Genomic DNA, 17,665 nt, shown 5'->3' on the forward strand with positions numbered 1-17,665 from the left:
AACTTAACCGCTTATGAAAACTTTTACTCAAACCTTAAAAAGGTATGTACTATTAGTATGTACTGTTATATTTACATCACTAGGTTTCTCACAAACATGTGGCACCACGATATCGAGCTACCCTTATTCTGAAAATTTTGAATCAAACACAGGATCTTGGACACAAGACTCAGGCGATGATCTTAATTGGATTAGAGACTCAGGAGGAACACCTTCAGGAAGTACAGGCCCTGGTTCAGGTAACGGTGATACATGGTACATGTATGTAGAATCATCTACTAACGGCGTTGGATACCCTAATAAGGTAGCTAATTTTGAAAGCCCTTGTTTTAATTTAACTTCTGTGACCAATGCTTACTTTAATTATAGTTATCATATGTATGGTGTAGATATGGGCACCTTGAATATTGACATAAGTACCGATAATGGATCTACATATCCCACAACATTAAGAACATATTCAGGTAATTTAGGGAATACATGGAATACTGACGTAATTGATTTATCTGCCTACATTGGTCAAACAGTTAAGTTAAGATTCAACGCAACCACTGGAACAGATTATAGAAGTGACTTTGCTATTGATAATGTAAGTCTTACTACATCACTTCCTTATTGTTCATCTAACGGAAACAGTACCAATGACGAATACATTAGTAGAGTTCAATTGGCTGCTATAGATAACTCCTCAGGAGTGGGCACAACCAGTACCGGTTATTCTGATTTTACTGGAATTTCTACAAATTTAACCAGATCAACCAATTACACGTTTACAATAACACCAACATGGACAGGTACAACCTACGCTGAAGGTTATGCAATCTGGATTGATTACAACCAAGATTCGGATTTTAGTGACGCTGGTGAATTGGTATTTTCACAATCTGCAACAACGGCATCACCAATTTCTAGTAATTTTACAATACCAGTTGGTGCTACTTTGGGAAACACAAGAATGAGGGTTTCCATGAAATATAATGCCATTCCTACTGAATGTGAATCTTTTGGGTATGGTGAAGTAGAGGACTATACAGTAAACATTGTTTCTGGGGCACCACAACCAGAAATAAATATAACTGGAAATGGTACAACAATAGTTGATGGAGATACCACTCCTGATGCAAGTGACGATACCGATTTTGGAAATGTAGCCACATTAGGTGGTACACAAACCCATACATTTACAATTCAAAATACTGGCTCAGCCAACTTAAATTTAACAGGTAGTTCTCCATATGTAAATATTACCGGAACTCATGCAAGTGACTTTACACTTACTACAACACCAGCGAGCTCTATTGCATCTGGAGGATCAACAACATTTCAAATTACTTTTGATCCAAGTGCAAATGGCCTAAGAACTGCTTCGGTTTCTATTGCCAATGATGATAGTGACGAAAACCCTTATAACTTTAATATACAAGGAAATGGATATGCAATTGCACCAGAAATAAATATTCAAGGTAATAGTATAACCATAAACGACGGAGATACCACTCCATCCTTATCTGATTATACTGACTTTGGAAGTGTAGTAACAGCATCTGGAACTTCGGCTAATTCTTTTACTATACAAAATACAGGTACTATTAGTCTATTATTAACAGGAGGTTCACCATATGTTTCTATATCTGGAGCACACGCAGCAGATTTCACTTTAACAACTATACCTTCAGGAAGTATTGGTAGTGGTGCATCCACAACTTTCCAAATTACTTTTGACCCTAGTGCTGATGGTATAAGAACTGCTTCAGTTAGTATAGCAAACAATGATTCTGATGAAAACCCTTATAACTTTGACATTAGAGGAACAGGATACACACCACCTCCTTGTGGCTATGCAGAAGTTATTCATTCAGCAGATTTTGAAACAGGTTTAGACGGATGGACTTCAGGTGGTGTGGATGCATCAAGAGTTAATGACCCAACATGGTCTTATGGAGGAAACTATAGTTTACGTGTTAGAGATGACGACCCATCAGGAACTGCATCTTCTTTTGATTCGCCGGCTTTCAACCTTTCTAATTACGATAAAGTAGATTTTAAATTCTTCTTTGCACCAGACAGTATGGATTCGTCTTATAGCGGTTCAACGAAGAATACATTTGAAGATTTTATGATAGAATACAGTGATGATAATGGTGCTACATGGACTACAGTTCAAGTGTACGAAAGCGGTCAAGTATCACAAAAAAATGCTGATTTCGAAACATCAAATTCTGCGATTTTTTATAGTAAAACTGTAACATTAAAAAGCAGTGATTATAATTTTCCTCCATCTGCAATATCAAAATTTAGGATACGCTGTGATGCAAGTGCTGATGACGACGAAGTATATATAGACAACATTTTGATTAGGGGTACCGATTACTGTGTTCCAACCGTAGCACCAGGTGGTGTTACTGCTAACTTAGACCTTTGGCTAAAAGCAGATATGATTAACGGAGTAAGTGAAGCTTCAGACGGATCTTTAGTAAGCCAATGGGTTGATAATGGTAAAGGAAACAGTGCAGAGGTTACAGCTACAGGACAAGAACCTGTATATAGAAATAATACTACCAGAAACATAAACTTTAATCCAGTTGTTGAATTTGAAAATGATAACACTACAGCAAGTAGTGATATGACTTATATAGTTTCTGACGGCTCTAGAGATCATTTGGCTGGCACAGCAGGTTTTAACAGTAATGATATGTTTGTAGTAATAATTCCGGATCCTACTATAACCACGAGTATGATTCCATTAGATACTTTTACAAGTTCAGATCCAACTACAAATGACATACAAACTGAGGACGTAACAGGCTTTGGATATGGTGCTTATACTAATCGTTTATCAGGAGAATATTTCACATATTGCATTGGTGTTACTAGTGGAACATCAGGTGGCCCAGGATATGGAAAAGCTGATTCATCAGGTTCAAATGATTACAACCAAATTAGTCTAATAAATATAAGAGATAATGCCAGTGTAACAGAAATAGAAATGTACCTTAATGCCAATAGTATAGGGAATATTTCTAATGATATACCAGATTTTTCATCGGTTAACGACACTAAATATTGGTTAGGAAGAAGTCAATACTGGAATGGTAGTTTTGATGGACGCATAGCAGAAGTTATTACCTATTCTGCAACTAATAATGATGCCGATTTAACTCAAGCTAGAAATAGAATACAATCATATTTGGCTATTAAGTATGGCATAACATTAGGTGTTAATGGTACATCACAGGATTATGTAAATAGTGATGGTACAGTTATATGGGATCAATCTGCTAATACAGGATACAATTATGATATAGCTGGTATTGGTAGAGATGATGCCTCAGAGCTCAATCAAAAACAATCAAGAAGCGTTAATGATGCTACAGATGGTACAGGTAGAACTCAAGGGGTTTTAACTATGGGATTAGATGAAATCTATGATACCAATAGTGACAATAAATCTATTAATCCTGTAACATTTAATGATAAAGAATTTTTAATGTGGGGAAATAATGGTGCAGACCTAAATCTTGCCGCATCTACAATTACAGTAAATATGAGTGCAGGAATTACACCAGCCCTTACCACAAATGTAACTTTTACAGCTATGCAACGTGTTTGGAAAGTTGTTGAAAACGGTGGTGATATTCCAGAAGTTAAAGTACGCCTCCAAGAGGACGCTGTAAGAAATATAACACCTCCAGGGAACTATTATATGTTTATCTCTAGCACAGGAGTATTTGACCCTACAGCAGATTATCGAGTAATGACATCTGATGGTAACGGAAATTTAGAGGCTACATATGATTTTGATGGCACAAAATATATAACCTTTGGATACGCTCCACAAATTATAGTTGAACGATCTATTTATTTTGATGGTTCAGTTGATTATATAGACGTAGAAGATAAATTAGATTTAGATCCTTCAGGCTTCACAATATCAGCTTGGATAAAACGTGATGCTGCTGATAGCGGTACAAAATCTATTATTTCAAAAAGACCAACTTCATTCACTCCACTGTATGAGGGATATGATTTAAGAATATTGACTGATAATAGAATACAAATGTATTGGAGAAACGGTAGTTTGCAAACTGTAGTAACATCTGCAAGCATCCCAGACGATGAATGGCATCATATTGCTGCAATTTATGATGGTACCACAATGCGTTTATACATTGATGGTGTATTAGATGCCACAGAAACTAGATCAGCACCAGTTGCAACCGATCATTCTTTCGTAATCGGTGCAGCAGGTAAAGGCTCTACCACTCAACATTTTATGGGTTATATTGATGAGGTACGTGTATGGAACACTAACTTATCTGAGGGTCAACTACGTTTTATAATGAATCAGGAAATAGAGGATAACGCTGGTCAAGTTATAGGAAAAGAGTTGCCTACATCTATCACTAAACATGAGATTGATGCTATTCCATGGAGTGAACTAGCAGCATATTATCCAATGTCTGTTTATACTTACACTAATACAGATGATGCTTCTGGCAATGGAAATCAAGGAGCCTTAAGAAACTTAAACACTGTAGCAAGACAAACAGCACCACTTCCGTATATATCCACACAAGATGGTGATTGGAACACCAACACTACTTGGGCAAACGGAAGTGAGCAATATATCCCAGGTTCAACTTCTATAGCAGACTCAAATACAACCGTTGATTGGAATATTGTAAGAACATCTCACAACATAACTATAGACAACTCTAGCTTACCAGCTGCAAAAGCTGATAACAGAAAAGTACTTGCCCTATACGTTGACGCCAATGAATTAACATTAACTGGCGATAATATATCAGAAACAGGAAATGGATTAACAGTTTCCCATTACTTAAGATTAACCGGGAAAATAGATTTAGAAGGAGAATCTCAATTGATTCAAGAGGATGATAGTGACTTAGATGTCATAGGAAGTGGAGTTTTAGAAAAAGATCAACAAGGAACTGCTGACACCTATACTTATAATTATTGGTCTTCGCCTGTAGGAGAAACCGATATGGATAAAAACGACTACCGTTACACAGTACAAGATGTAATGTTAGATGGTACAAATCCTGTTAATTTTGCCTCATCTGGTTACGATGGAGCTGCCACTACTCCAATAAGGATTGCTGATTACTGGATCTGGAAATTTGCCAACTTAACCTCAGACGATTACTCGGCATGGCAACATGTAAGAAGATCTGGAAATATTGATGCTGGTGAAGGATTTACTATGAAAGGTCCAGGAACTGGCTCTATATTAACAGACCAAAACTATGTGTTCTTAGGAAAACCAAATAATGGTGATATAACCTTAACGATCACTGCTGGTAATGACTATTTAGTTGGTAACCCTTATGCATCTGCCATAGATGCTGACGAGTTTATTGCTGACAATACGACGACAACAGGTACACTCTACTTTTGGGAGCATTGGGGAGGAGGTTCACATATACTACAAGAATATCAAGGTGGATATGCCATGTACAATCTTTCTGGAGGTGTACCAGCACCTGCACCAGATCCAGATGTTGCCCAAGTTGGTGTGGGTACAAAAACACCAGGTCAATATATTCCTGTAGGTCAAGGTTTCTTTGTAACTGGAATAAGTACAGGACCTATAACTTTCGAAAACGATCAACGTGCTTTCCAAAAAGAAGGTGGCTCTAGCTCCGTATTTTTAAGAAATGCTAATGTTGCAAATACTCAGGACAATAATGATGAAACAGTAACTGATGATAGAATGAGGTTTAGAATTGGTTTTAATGCTAGCTATTCTATGCAATTACACAGACAGTTATTATTGACTATTGATGAAAACACAACAACAGATGTGGATTGGGCTTATGATGCCAAATTAAATGACAATCAAACAGACGACATGTTCTGGATGATTAACAATGAAAAATATATTATTCAAGGAAGTAATGATGCTGAAATTACAGCTGTTTACCCACTAGGAATTATAGTAAATGAAGATGGATTAAATTCTATTACTATAGATGAATTAGAAAATGTACCAGATGATTTAAATATTTATGTGCATGATATTGATTTAGATATATACCACGACTTAAGAGCAAGTGATTATGAAATCTTTTTAAACGCAGGTGAATACCTAGATCGTTTTGAAATTACATTTGCCACAGAAGCTCAATTACTTGGAGTTGATGATGATACAAACGAAAGTCTTGATGTATTATATTCTAATGACAAAAAGAAAATTGTATTAATAAACCCAAACCTAATAGACGTAACTTCTATTGAATTGTTCAATATAATTGGACAATCAGTTTACACTATTGAAAACATTTCAGAGAGCGGTTACTCTGAATACGACGTTAAGAATTTAAGTACTGGAACTTATATTATTAAGTTATATACTGCAAGCGGTTCAGTATCGACTAAGAAAGTTTTAGTAAAATAATTTTTTGCCCCAAATCTTAAATCTTAACCTAGAAAAAGCCCTGAGAAATCAGGGCTTTTTATTTATTAATATTTTTATAAGATTATAACTATCTGGTAAATCTCATATAAATCTCTATAGAAACATCATTATCCACACCCTGATTAGTAACCACTTGATTTATAGAACTAGTTAAAACAAGTGTATTATCCGTTAACTCTTCTATTGTATAATCTTGGGTTTGCACTTCACCAAGATCAACTCCTTCAATAGTTGCAAAATCGCCGTCAATTGTTAAAGTATTTCCTGATCTAGTCCATGTTGAAACAGATTCTACATCATCTAAAGAAACCGTTTGGTTTTGTGTTTGACCAACAAAGCTGAAAGTTAAGTCTATATCATAGGATCCTGAAAACAATAAATTATTAGGGTTTTCGGTAATCTCCATTGTTGTATCCATGTTAGACCCTACTCCATCATAACTTGTAGTGAAATCCTGGCCCTGAACCGCAGTAACAGAAGTACCTGTGTATTCCATTTCTACCATTTCCCAAACGCCCAATAGTTCGCCACTTGTGGAGTTAGAGTCGCTGTCATCGTCACTACAACTACTAAATACTGTTAAACTTAAAACTAGGAGTACTAATAATTTTAATTGTTTTTTCATTTGTTTTTGTTTTAAAATTTGAAAGAACAAATTACGTATTATATTACAAACACAAATCTTACTCAAAAAAAACAAAAACTTAAATAACTGTTACTGACGGTGATTTCTGATAAAAAATCAATAAAAAAAAGAAAGCTTATGACTGTAATTGTTTTAGTAAGCCTTTAAACTCAACTGTTTGCTGCTCACCAGTTTCCATATGCTTCAATGCAAAAGTCTTAGCATTTAATTCTTCCTCACCAACCAACACCACATACGGAATATTACGACGATTAGCATAAGTCATTTGCTTTTTCATTTGCTTGCCAGATGTAACTGCATCAGGATATATTTCGGCTTTTACACCATTTTCTCTTAATTTAGAAACTGCTTGTAATGAAGCCATAGCTTCGGCATCACCAAAACTTATAAACAGTACTTTTGTTGCTTCAGTAATTGTATCAGGAAACAAACTTAATTCTTCTAAAACCAAGTAAATTCTATCTAAACCAAAACTAATCCCTACTCCACTAGTATCAGGTTTACCAAAAATACTTGTAAGGTCATCATAGCGTCCACCTCCACCTATAGAGCCCATTTTCACTCCATCGGGAGCTGAAACTTCAAATATTGCGCCTGTGTAATAGTTAAGTCCACGAGCTAAGGTGACATCTAACTGCAGTTTGGCTGTTTTTAATCCAAGTTTGAATATTGATTCTTCAATAAATTCCAACTCCTGAACACCTTTTTTACCTTCTTCAGAAGAACTTAATATAGATTTTAACTGTCCTATTTGTGAACCAAAACTTCCAGTCATAGAAAATAAAGGCTGTAATTTAGAAATCCCTTCTTCAGAAATACCTTTGTTAAGCATTTCTTCTTTTACCTTCTCCTCTCCTATTTTGTCGAGTTTATCTAAAGCAACTGTAAAATCTATGAGTTTGTCTTGTGCTCCAATAACTTCGGCAATACCAGATAAAATTTTACGGTTATTAATTTTTATCGTAACACCTTCTAATTTTAAAGCCGTAAAAACCGCATCATACAATTGTACAAATTCTACTTCTTGGAATAAGGATTTAGAACCTACAACATCAGCATCACACTGGTAAAACTCTCTAAAACGCCCTTTTTGCGGACGGTCTGCACGCCAAACCGGTTGTATTTGGTAACGTTTAAAAGGAAACTCTATCTCATTTTGGTGCTGTACGACGTAGCGTGCGAATGGGACTGTGAGGTCGTAGCGCAGAGCTTTTTCTGATATATAAGCTGTTAGATAATTAGATTTTAAAGCAAAGTAGAAATCTGAAAAAACTATAGAAACAGCATATTCAATATTCTCTTCAACGACAAAACCAAAATCTTCAATTTTATCATATTGATAATCAATTATTTCTAATAAATCAATTATGAATTTTTCTTCTGGTAATTTTTCTTCAATAAAAAAATTACTATTTCTATTTTTTACTTCTTTCGAAAAATCTTTATATAATTCTTTAAAATAAGCTTTCAAATTAAACCCTTCATCTTCTTTTTTTCTATTAACACCTAAATTAAAATACTGAATTAAGGGTTTTATTATGTAAACTAAATTAGAATTAAACTTTTCAATATATTCACCACTATTCAAAATTTTAAAAATCAAGCGATCTCCTTCATCTCCATATTTTCCCATTAAGGTTTCAGAGTTTTCAAAGCTTGGAGTTTCTATAGGTTGAAATCCATAGCGCTGAAACTGCTCCTTAATTGTTTCCATAATATAGGAACGCTTTGCAACTTCTTCTGCATTAAAATCTCTTGTACCTTTAGGAATACTTGGTTTTTGTGCCATAACATTTCCTGTAAAAACAGGAATCTTTTTAAATTAAAAATACTTCTAAAAATTGAATCTAATTGTCATACTGAGCACTTTCGAAATATGTATAAAAGGGTACATAAGCACTTCGACTTGCTATGCAAGGTGCTTTCGATAAAAATATATTTTATCTCAACCAATGCTCAATGTGACAGCTTTATAAAATTTACAATTTGTCACAAAAATATTATAATTTTTAGAGGCATACCTAAGTAATTTCAATTTTATAGTAACTTTATGGTGTTTGTAACGTCTTATGGTTGTAAACAACCCAACTAACTTTAAATTAAACTATGTTTTCACTAGCTAGAGAGAATATTAAAATTGCATTTGGAGCCATTAAAAGTCAATTGCTACGTACCATTTTAACCGTTTTAATTATCGCTATTGGTATTATGGCTTTGGTTGGGATTTTAAGTGGTGTTTCTGCACTAGAAAACACTATTTCCGGAAGTTTTTCTTCAATGGGAGCCAATACTTTTAACTTTCAACGTTACGAATTTACCACACAACGCCAAAGTAGCAGAGAGCGTCAAAAAATAAATCCGGTTATTAATTACAGGAATGTAAAGGATTTTGAAGACAATTACGATTATCCGTTTACAAAGGTTGCTGTTTCGTTTATGGGAACATTTACTGCAGAGGTAAAATATGAAAATACAAAAACAGATCCTGAAGTAAGAATTGTTGGTGCTAATGAGAATTTTATTGAAAATTCTGGTTTAGAGGTTGAAAACGGACGTTCGCTAAATGTTTTTGATATAGAAAACAGTAATGCGGTTTGTGTTATTGGTAGCGATTTGCAAAAAGCTTTATTTCCTGAAGAAAACCCAATTGATAAAACCATAAGTGTTAGAGGTTCAAAATTTAAAGTTATTGGTGTATTAAAAGAAAAGGGTTCTACCTTTGGAAATAATCAGGATTTAAGAGCAATTATACCCATACAAAAAGCACGATCTATATTTACCAATCCCAATATTAATTATACACTTAGCGTAAAAGTTGACAAAAAAGATATGCTGGAAGGCGCACAAGAAGATGCCATTTTAACCTTCAGGAATGTGAGAGGTTTAAATCCGGTTGAGGAGAATGATTTTGGTATTGAACGTAGTGATGATTTATTAAATCGTGCGGCAGAAAACACACAAGTTTTATATATCGCAGCTTGGATAATAAGTATCATTACCATCTTTGGTTCTACCATTGCTTTGATGAATATTATGTTGGTTTCCGTAAGTGAACGTACCAGAGAAATTGGTGTACGTAAAGCTTTAGGTGCAAAGAGCAAAACCATTGCTTTTCAGTTTTTTATGGAAACAATAATCATAGGTCAACTTGGTGGAATCATAGGAATAATACTCGGAATTTTAATTGGTTGGGGAGTTGCTAAAGGATTTGATTTAGAATTTTCTACACCTTGGGTTGCTATGATTTGGGCCACAAGTATTGCCTTTATTGTCGCTATAATTTCTGGTCTATATCCTGCAACTAAAGCGGCTAAACTAGACCCTATTGAATCGTTGAGGTATGAGTGATTTAGGTGTTAAGTGTTAAGTGTTAAGTGTTAAGTGTTAAGTGTTAAGTGAAAGTATAAAACTAAATTTCAACTACTATCAACTTTCAACTATCAACTATTTACTAATTACTACACGCTATTAACTAGTTACTTATCCTGCCCTATCAACTTTTCAAAATACTGAAACAATTCTCCTTTTGTAATGTTTGCACCAGACTGTATCATTTTAAAAATATCTAAATGCTTATCGTCTGAGTAGTCTTTTTTAGCATTATAAAATTCAATACTATCTGACAGTAAATTATCTCTTAACCATTGAAACCCTTCTTTAGTTGTAAAGTCAATGGCCTTGTTCTCAATTTTTAAAGCAATTAAACGCATTTGCTTTTCTTTACATTTAAATAAATGGATTTGATTAGGTGAGATATGCTCTAAATATTCCACTTTGCTAAGCACACCGTACCAAACTAAATCGCTAAAAACATCTAATTCTTGCTCTGCAGCTTCGGGTTTATTTTTCTTAATATCTTCCCATTCATCTGCTGTAATTGATTGTGTGGCTAAAAAATTAATGAATTCCTGGTGTAATTCTTCAAACTGTTCTTTAGTTAATCTTGCGTATTTCATTGTTTAAAAAAAATTGAATAAAAAAACCGCTTAGAAAACTAAACGGCTTTTAATGATAATGTAAATAAGATTAAGCTTCTGCAATAACTTCGAAAGTTAAATCTACAGTAACTGATCTGTGTAATCTTATAACAGCTTCGTACTGGCCTAAACGCTTAATGTTACCTCCATTGATAGAAATATACTTCTTATCAACATCGTGACCTTCGTTTTTAAGGGCAGCAGCTAAATCCATATTGGTAATAGAACCAAATAATTTATCTCCAGCAGTTGCACCTGTACCAGCTTTTGAAGTGATTTTAATATCTAATCCTTTTATAGCCTCAGCAGTTTTTTCTGCATCTGCAATAATAGATTTTTCTTTATAAGCTCTTTGCTTTAAGGTTTCTGCTAATACTTTCTTTGCAGAAGTTGTAGCCATAACGGCTTGTCCTTGAGGAATTAAAAAGTTTCTACCATAACCGTTCTTAACTGTTACAATATCGTCTTTAAATCCTAAATTTTCAACGTCTTGTTTTAATATAAGTTCCATTGTTATGATATTTTATTTTAATAAATCAGCAACATATGGCATTAAGGCTAAATGTCTAGCTCTTTTTACAGCCACAGATACTTTTCTTTGGTACTTTAAAGAAGTTCCTGTTAAACGTCTTGGTAACAATTTACCTTGTTCGTTTACAAAACTTAATAAGAAATCTGGATCTTTGTAATCTACGTACTTAATACCAGACTTTTTAAAACGGCAATACTTCTTAGTTTTTGAAGTCTCTATATTTAAAGGAGTAAGATATCTAATTTCTCCGTCCTTTTTTCCTTTTGCTTGTTGTTCTATTGATGACATAATTACGCTTTTTGTTTGTTTCTTTCTCTTCTTCTCTCAGCCCATGAAATAGCATGTTTGTCTAATTTCACAGTTAAGTAACGCATAAAACGCTCATCACGTCTAAACTCCAGCTCTAAAGGCTCAATAGCTTCTCCAGCTACTTGGTACTCAAATAAGTGGTAAAATCCACTTTTTTTGTTTTGGATTGGATAAGCTAATTTTTTTAAGCCCCAATCTTCTTTGGCAATCATCTTAGCACCTTTAGAAACGAGAAAATCCTCATATTTCTTTACTGTCTCCTTTATCTGATCTTCAGATAAAACGGGATTTAAGATGAAAACAGTTTCATAATGATTCATAATAAATTTATTTGTTTGTTAATAAAACGGCTGCAAAAATAAGCATTAATTCTAATTCTGGCAACGTTTTTACCTTCAAAAATTACAAATAAAAAAACGCCTAAAGAAAGTGTTAAATTTTACAGTTTGTCGGTAAAATTTGTTTTTTAACCGAATTTATCGTACTATTGTCGATATCTTAACCTAATAAAATATTAATGTTATGACTTTAAACTGTGTAGTTGTTGATGATTCTGCGATTCAGCGTCTTTCTATAGTAAAGTTAATCGAGAATCATTCTTCGCTTAACCTTATTGCAGAATACAGCAGTGCGTTAGAAACAAAAAACGGTCTTAATACCCACAAAGTAGATCTTATCTTCTTAGATATAGAGATGCCGGTATTAAACGGTTTTGAACTCTTAGATGTACTCAACAACAAACCCCAAATTATTTTTGTTACAGGTAAAACCGAATATGCTTTTAAAGCATTTAATTACGATGCTACCGACTATCTTCAAAAACCAATCACTAAAGAACGTTTTAATACTGCCGTAGAAAAAGCTATTGAGCAACACAAATTAAAACTAGACTTTAACGAAACTGATGGTGAACACATCTTTGTAAAGAGTAACCTTAAAAAACGTAAAGTTTATATTAAGGATATTAAGTGGATTGAAGCTTTAGGCGACTATGTAAAAGTTGTAACAGAAGAGAACAGCCTTGTAGTATTATCTACTATGAAAGCTTTTGAACACGAACTGCCAGAGGGCAAATTCTTAAGAATTCACAAATCATATATTGTGAACTTAGACAAAATAGACCGATTTAATAGTAAAAATGTTGAAGTTGGTGCTTATGAAATTCCGTTGAGTCGAAATAAAAAGACACAATTGGTAGATGCTTTGAATAATATGTAAAACATTATTTTATCATGTAAAGCATTACATTATTTATATTTTATGAAAATCCTGAGTAGAACAACTCAGGATTTTTATTTAGTAGTTATCTACATTCAAAACCACTCTTACGGATCTAAAGTCTTTTACAGCATTAAAACTATTATCTACTTTTAAAATTGCGTCTTTAGTCTTAGTTAAAGATTGATTTTGAGGAATTTTTACTAGTATATTTTTTATAAACAAATTTCTTATTCGTGATACTGGTGGAAATTCGGGACCCAAAACATTAGCTTTAAAAACTTGTCGCAAAGACTTTGCATACCAATCTGCAGCTAAATTAACACGGTTATAGTCCTTGTGTTTAAGCGTGATTTTAATCAGCCTGTAAATTGGTGGATATTTATAATTATATCTGTCATTCATTTGCTCAGCATACATTTCTTTATAAGCATTTGTAGAAACTTGCTGTAAGATATTATGATGTGGATTATAGGTTTGAATTAAAACTTTTCCACGTAAATCGGTACGTCCTGCCCTACCCGAAACTTGTGCCATGAGTTGATAACTACGTTCGTGAGCCCTAAAATCTGGAAAATTAAGCAAATTATCCGCATTCATAATGCCAACCAATTTTACGTATCTAAAATCTAAACCTTTGGTTAGCATTTGCGTACCAACTAAGATATCTATTTCGCGTTGCTCAAAACTTGTAATAATTTTTTCGAATCCATATTTACCACGTGTTGTATCTAAGTCCATACGAGCCACTTTCTTTTCAGGAAATAAAACTTTCACCTCTTCTTCTATTTGCTCTGTACCAAAGCCTTTAGTGTCTAAAGTGGCATTGCCACAAGCCTGGCAATTTTTAAGCATTACAGAATTATAGCCACAATAATGACAACGTAATTGATCTCTATATTGGTGATAGGTTAAACTTACATCACAATTAGGGCACTGAGGTGATGTGCCACAAGTAGTACATTCTACAATTGGAGAAAACCCTCTTCTATTTTGAAACAATATAATCTGAAAACCTTGTTCTAAGGTTTCGGTCATTTCTTCAATGAGTCGGTCGCTAAAATGACCTTTCATGCGTTTACGCTTATATTTATCTGCCAAATCAACCAATTCTATATCTGGCATTAATACATTATTGTAACGTGTGTTTAATTCAACCAAACCATATTTACCTTGAATTGCATTAAAATAGCTTTCCAAACTTGGTGTAGCAGAACCCAAAAGTATTTTTGCCTTATGCAAATTAGCCAATACAATAGCCGCATCTCTGGCGTGGTAACGTGGAGCTGGATCAAATTGTTTGTAGGATTGCTCATGCTCTTCATCTACAATGATTAATCCTAAATTGTTGAATGGCAATAATAAAGATGAACGTGCACCAATTACAACCTGAGCTTTTTCAGAATTATTGAGCAAATTATTCCAAACTTCAACACGTTCGTTCCCTGAATAACGACTATGGAACACTGCGACTTTATCACCAAAATAATCTTGCAGGCGTTGTACCAATTGTGTTGTCAGCGCTATTTCTGGCAGCAAGTACAGCACCTGTTTTCCGCGTTCTAATTCCTTTTGAATGCGTTGTACATAAATCTCCGTTTTTCCAGAAGATGTAACGCCATGCAATAACACCACTGATTTATTTTCAAAAGCAGTTTCAATGGCCTCAAATGCTTGTTGTTGTGGATTGTTTAATGTTTTTATATCAGCATCGCCATCTCCTTCAAACTGAATGCGATCAGTTCTAATATGGTATTCTTCTAAAATTGCTTTATCTATTAAAGTCTTAACAATAGATGATGAAGCACCACTTCTTTCTATTAATTCAGAAACTTTAATTGGAGCTTTGGAAGATGCTTCCATTGTAAACAAAGCTAATATAACTTCGCGTTGTTTTGGTGCTCTACTCAACAACTCTAACAACTCCTGAAGTTTTTCCTGAGATTTATGATTTTGATGCAATTTTATATAGCGCACCAATTTGGGTTGATACTTTTCGTAAAGTTCTTCTTGAAGATTTAAAACACCTTTTTCAACCAATCCATTAATTACAGGCAGCACACGTTTTCTATCTAAAATAGAAACCACGTCTTGTATCTTTAGAGATGTTTGATGTTGTAGCGCTTCATAAATTAAAAATTCATCGTCTTTTAACTCAGAATCATTGACCTCTGCTTTTTCGTTTTTAGAGATTATGGTTTCACTTTCTAACAAAAAAGCATTTGGCATCGCAGCTCGCATGACTTCACCAATACTACACATATAATAACTGGCTATCCACTCCCAGTGCTTTAGCTGCATTTCTGTAATTATAGGTTTTTCATCTAAAATTTGATGAATGGTTTTGGCTTCATATACTGTTGGTGGATTGTTATGAGTTTTATAGACCAAAGCCGTATATATTTTACTCTTGCCAAAAGGTACAGCCACACGCATTCCAGGTTTAAGGAATTGTGCTTCAGCCTCTGTAATGTGGTACGTAAAGGCTTTTTGAAGAGGAATTGGCAGTATGACATCTATAAAATATACCATAGACCAAAAGTAAGGTGTTTGAATAAAAAAACCATCTCAATTGGAGATGGTTTTTTTATTAACTTATCTATTTAGATTATTCAATTATTATTCAGTGGTATATTCAACATTGTTAAACACACCATTGGAAATAACATACTGTTCGTTGGTTTGGTTATTAACAAGTGTAAACGCAAATTCACCAGAAACAATTTTGGTGTTTTTATTAATTGAGTTAATTTTAAGATACGCTGATTGTGTTGTAAAAGGACCGATAGCTGTTTCCTCTCCATCTACAATTAAACTATAGCCACCGTAAAATGAAAGTCCACTATTGTTAGTTAATGTCATTTCAAACCCATCTTCAATTATAGAAAAATCTTCTCCACCAACACTAAAAGCTACACCTTCTATTCCATAATTAAATGTTCCACCACTAGCTATAGAAAACGTAAAAATATTATTGCTTACATAGTATCCACCAGTGACACTTTGAGCATCCGATTCCGTACTGTTTTGTAAAGAAAGTAAATTGCCATTTATTAGTGCACTTAAATTCGCCACACCTGGTTCACTATCCACATCATCACTACTAGAGTCACTACTGCAACCAAAAGTTACCAATATTAAAAAAATCAATATCGGTACAGATAATAAATTTTTCATAATTAATATGTTTTTGTATTAATAATCTTAAATTATTCAATGTTATAATGAATGTCATTCAAAATTCAACTGGTTACATCGTAAGTCTCATCATAATTATCAAAATTGACAGTTACAAAATGTAACTAGCAGAAATAGTTTTATGTTTTATTCTGTATCATCCTGAAACTTTACATCAGTAAAGACTCCGTTAGAAATTGTATAGGTCTTTAATTCTCCATCCACTTCATCCTGAGCAACAAAATTAAATTCACCAGATATCAGCATAGTATCCATATCAAGACTTGTGATTTTTAAATATGCATTTAGAGTATCATCGGTTGTTGAATTAACAGCTTCTCCAGAAGCATCATCTTGCGCTTGATAAATACCTCTAATGCTAGTGTTTACAAAATCTAACTCTGCGCTATCCCATTCCACACCTTCTACTAAATCGTCAATATCATCAAAAAAAACCGTGATAGTGATGGCTTCATTATCTATCATAAATTCTGTATCTGTTACGCATATAAACCTCAACTGATTACTAAAAAAGGCATAGCTAAGATCTACAATTGCATTTTCAAATGATACTTCAAACTCATCACCATTTACATTTGCTGTTACAACAATTTCTTGATTACCATCATCATCATCTTGCATATCATCAGAATTATCTCCTCCGCTACTACAAGTAAAAAGAAGTGCACTAGTCATTAATAAAAAAATTAGTTTTTTTACATACATAGCTTGTTGGTTTTAAACCAATTATTGTCTTGGCGAGAATGCGTCAGAATCAAAAAACACGCGGCCTTGATTGTTTTCTATATACACACCTTCTGGATCACCATTATCATCTAACATTAATCCACCGATTTGCATATCGTCAATTCCATTTTCTGTCATTGTTCCAGAAATTGCATACGCGGTTTCTACAGGTACAGAACCTATTTGAGATGTTAGTTTTAAAAGCACTGTAAATTGCGCTCCATCACCAGCAACAAAAGAACCTGTTCCTACATCAGTTTGCGATCCACCTTCACCTAAAAAATCTACTCTTAAGTCTCCTGAGTTTTGGTTGGTGAAAGTAGCTGTATAATCACTTATAACAGTACCTATAATATCAGATGGAATATTTGATGCTTGCAGTTCAAAAGGACTTAGCAAATATGTACCTTCAATATCTGGTGGATTGTTGCCTATGTTTAACACAAACCCTAAATCTTGTAAGGCTTGTACTAATTCTGGGTTAAAAAAGTCTTCAATGGATTCTAAAGACCCATCAAATTCACTAGAGTTGTCGTCGTCACTACTACAGGCAAAGCACAGGGCAGTAATGAAAAATACGAAAATGATTTTTTTCATAATTTAAAGTTTAAGAATTAATT

Annotated in this window: 13 protein-coding genes; 3 read left to right on the forward strand and 10 right to left on the reverse strand. The window is 33.8% G+C overall.

Annotated features, from left to right (window positions below; genetic code table 11):
* Positions 1–13: 13 nt before the first annotated feature.
* Entirely contained in the window at positions 14–6,418 is a 6,405-nt protein-coding gene (locus tag ACFFGA_RS06980; RefSeq protein WP_386061652.1) for a DUF8202 domain-containing protein, read from the forward strand.
* A gap of 88 nt (positions 6,419–6,506) precedes the next feature.
* On the opposite strand, the gene ACFFGA_RS06985 is transcribed toward ACFFGA_RS06980, so the two are convergent.
* Together ACFFGA_RS06985 and hisS are read right to left on the reverse strand one after the other, a co-directional pair.
* Complete coding sequence (locus ACFFGA_RS06985; RefSeq protein ID WP_386061655.1) at positions 6,507–7,064, reverse strand: lipocalin family protein; 558 nt, start codon at positions 7,062–7,064, stop codon at positions 6,507–6,509.
* A gap of 136 nt (positions 7,065–7,200) precedes the next feature.
* On the reverse strand, positions 7,201–8,874 hold the full coding sequence (hisS, locus tag ACFFGA_RS06990) for a histidine--tRNA ligase (protein ID WP_386061658.1): 1,674 nt from the start codon (positions 8,872–8,874) through the stop codon (positions 7,201–7,203).
* Between the two features lie 317 nt (positions 8,875–9,191).
* Between hisS and ACFFGA_RS06995 the strand changes: the two genes are divergently transcribed.
* Positions 9,192–10,433, forward strand: coding sequence for an ABC transporter permease (locus tag ACFFGA_RS06995; RefSeq protein WP_386061660.1), 1,242 nt, complete (start codon positions 9,192–9,194; stop codon positions 10,431–10,433).
* Between the two features lie 128 nt (positions 10,434–10,561).
* On the opposite strand, the gene ACFFGA_RS07000 is transcribed toward ACFFGA_RS06995, so the two are convergent.
* From ACFFGA_RS07000 to rpsF, 4 genes are all read right to left on the reverse strand, one after another.
* Entirely contained in the window at positions 10,562–11,041 is a 480-nt protein-coding gene (locus tag ACFFGA_RS07000) for a DUF6495 family protein (RefSeq protein ID WP_386061661.1), read from the reverse strand.
* Positions 11,042–11,111: 70 nt separating this feature from the next.
* Positions 11,112–11,573 (reverse strand): 50S ribosomal protein L9, encoded by a 462-nt coding sequence (gene rplI / locus ACFFGA_RS07005; protein ID WP_386061663.1) that lies wholly within the window; start codon positions 11,571–11,573, stop codon positions 11,112–11,114.
* A gap of 12 nt (positions 11,574–11,585) precedes the next feature.
* Entirely contained in the window at positions 11,586–11,885 is a 300-nt protein-coding gene (rpsR, locus tag ACFFGA_RS07010; RefSeq protein ID WP_386062412.1) for a 30S ribosomal protein S18, read from the reverse strand.
* Positions 11,885–12,223 carry a 30S ribosomal protein S6 gene (gene rpsF, locus ACFFGA_RS07015; RefSeq protein ID WP_386061665.1) on the reverse strand — a complete coding sequence of 113 codons (339 nt, stop codon included), beginning with the start codon at positions 12,221–12,223 and terminating at the stop codon, positions 11,885–11,887. The genes rpsR and rpsF overlap by 1 nt, the downstream gene beginning before the upstream one ends.
* Before the next feature lie 202 nt (positions 12,224–12,425).
* On the opposite strand from rpsF, the gene ACFFGA_RS07020 reads away from it, so the two are divergent.
* Positions 12,426–13,121: a LytR/AlgR family response regulator transcription factor gene (locus tag ACFFGA_RS07020; RefSeq protein WP_386061667.1), complete on the forward strand. Its 696-nt coding sequence runs from the start codon at positions 12,426–12,428 to the stop codon at positions 13,119–13,121.
* Between the two features lie 78 nt (positions 13,122–13,199).
* Here ACFFGA_RS07020 and priA read toward each other — a convergent pair whose 3' ends face one another.
* The 4 genes from priA to ACFFGA_RS07040 form a co-directional block, all read right to left on the reverse strand.
* Positions 13,200–15,653, reverse strand: a complete 2,454-nt coding sequence (priA, locus tag ACFFGA_RS07025) for a replication restart helicase PriA (RefSeq protein WP_386061669.1) — start codon at positions 15,651–15,653, stop codon at positions 13,200–13,202.
* A gap of 87 nt (positions 15,654–15,740) precedes the next feature.
* Positions 15,741–16,298, reverse strand: coding sequence for a hypothetical protein (locus tag ACFFGA_RS07030; RefSeq protein ID WP_386061670.1), 558 nt, complete (start codon positions 16,296–16,298; stop codon positions 15,741–15,743).
* Between the two features lie 147 nt (positions 16,299–16,445).
* Positions 16,446–16,994, reverse strand: coding sequence for a hypothetical protein (locus tag ACFFGA_RS07035; RefSeq protein ID WP_386061672.1), 549 nt, complete (start codon positions 16,992–16,994; stop codon positions 16,446–16,448).
* A gap of 51 nt (positions 16,995–17,045) precedes the next feature.
* On the reverse strand, positions 17,046–17,642 hold the full coding sequence (locus ACFFGA_RS07040) for a hypothetical protein (protein ID WP_386061674.1): 597 nt from the start codon (positions 17,640–17,642) through the stop codon (positions 17,046–17,048).
* Positions 17,643–17,665: the final 23 nt, after the last annotated feature.

The sequence above is a fragment of the Winogradskyella pulchriflava genome (genome assembly GCF_042434315.1).
Lineage (GTDB): Bacteria > Bacteroidota > Bacteroidia > Flavobacteriales > Flavobacteriaceae > Winogradskyella > Winogradskyella pulchriflava.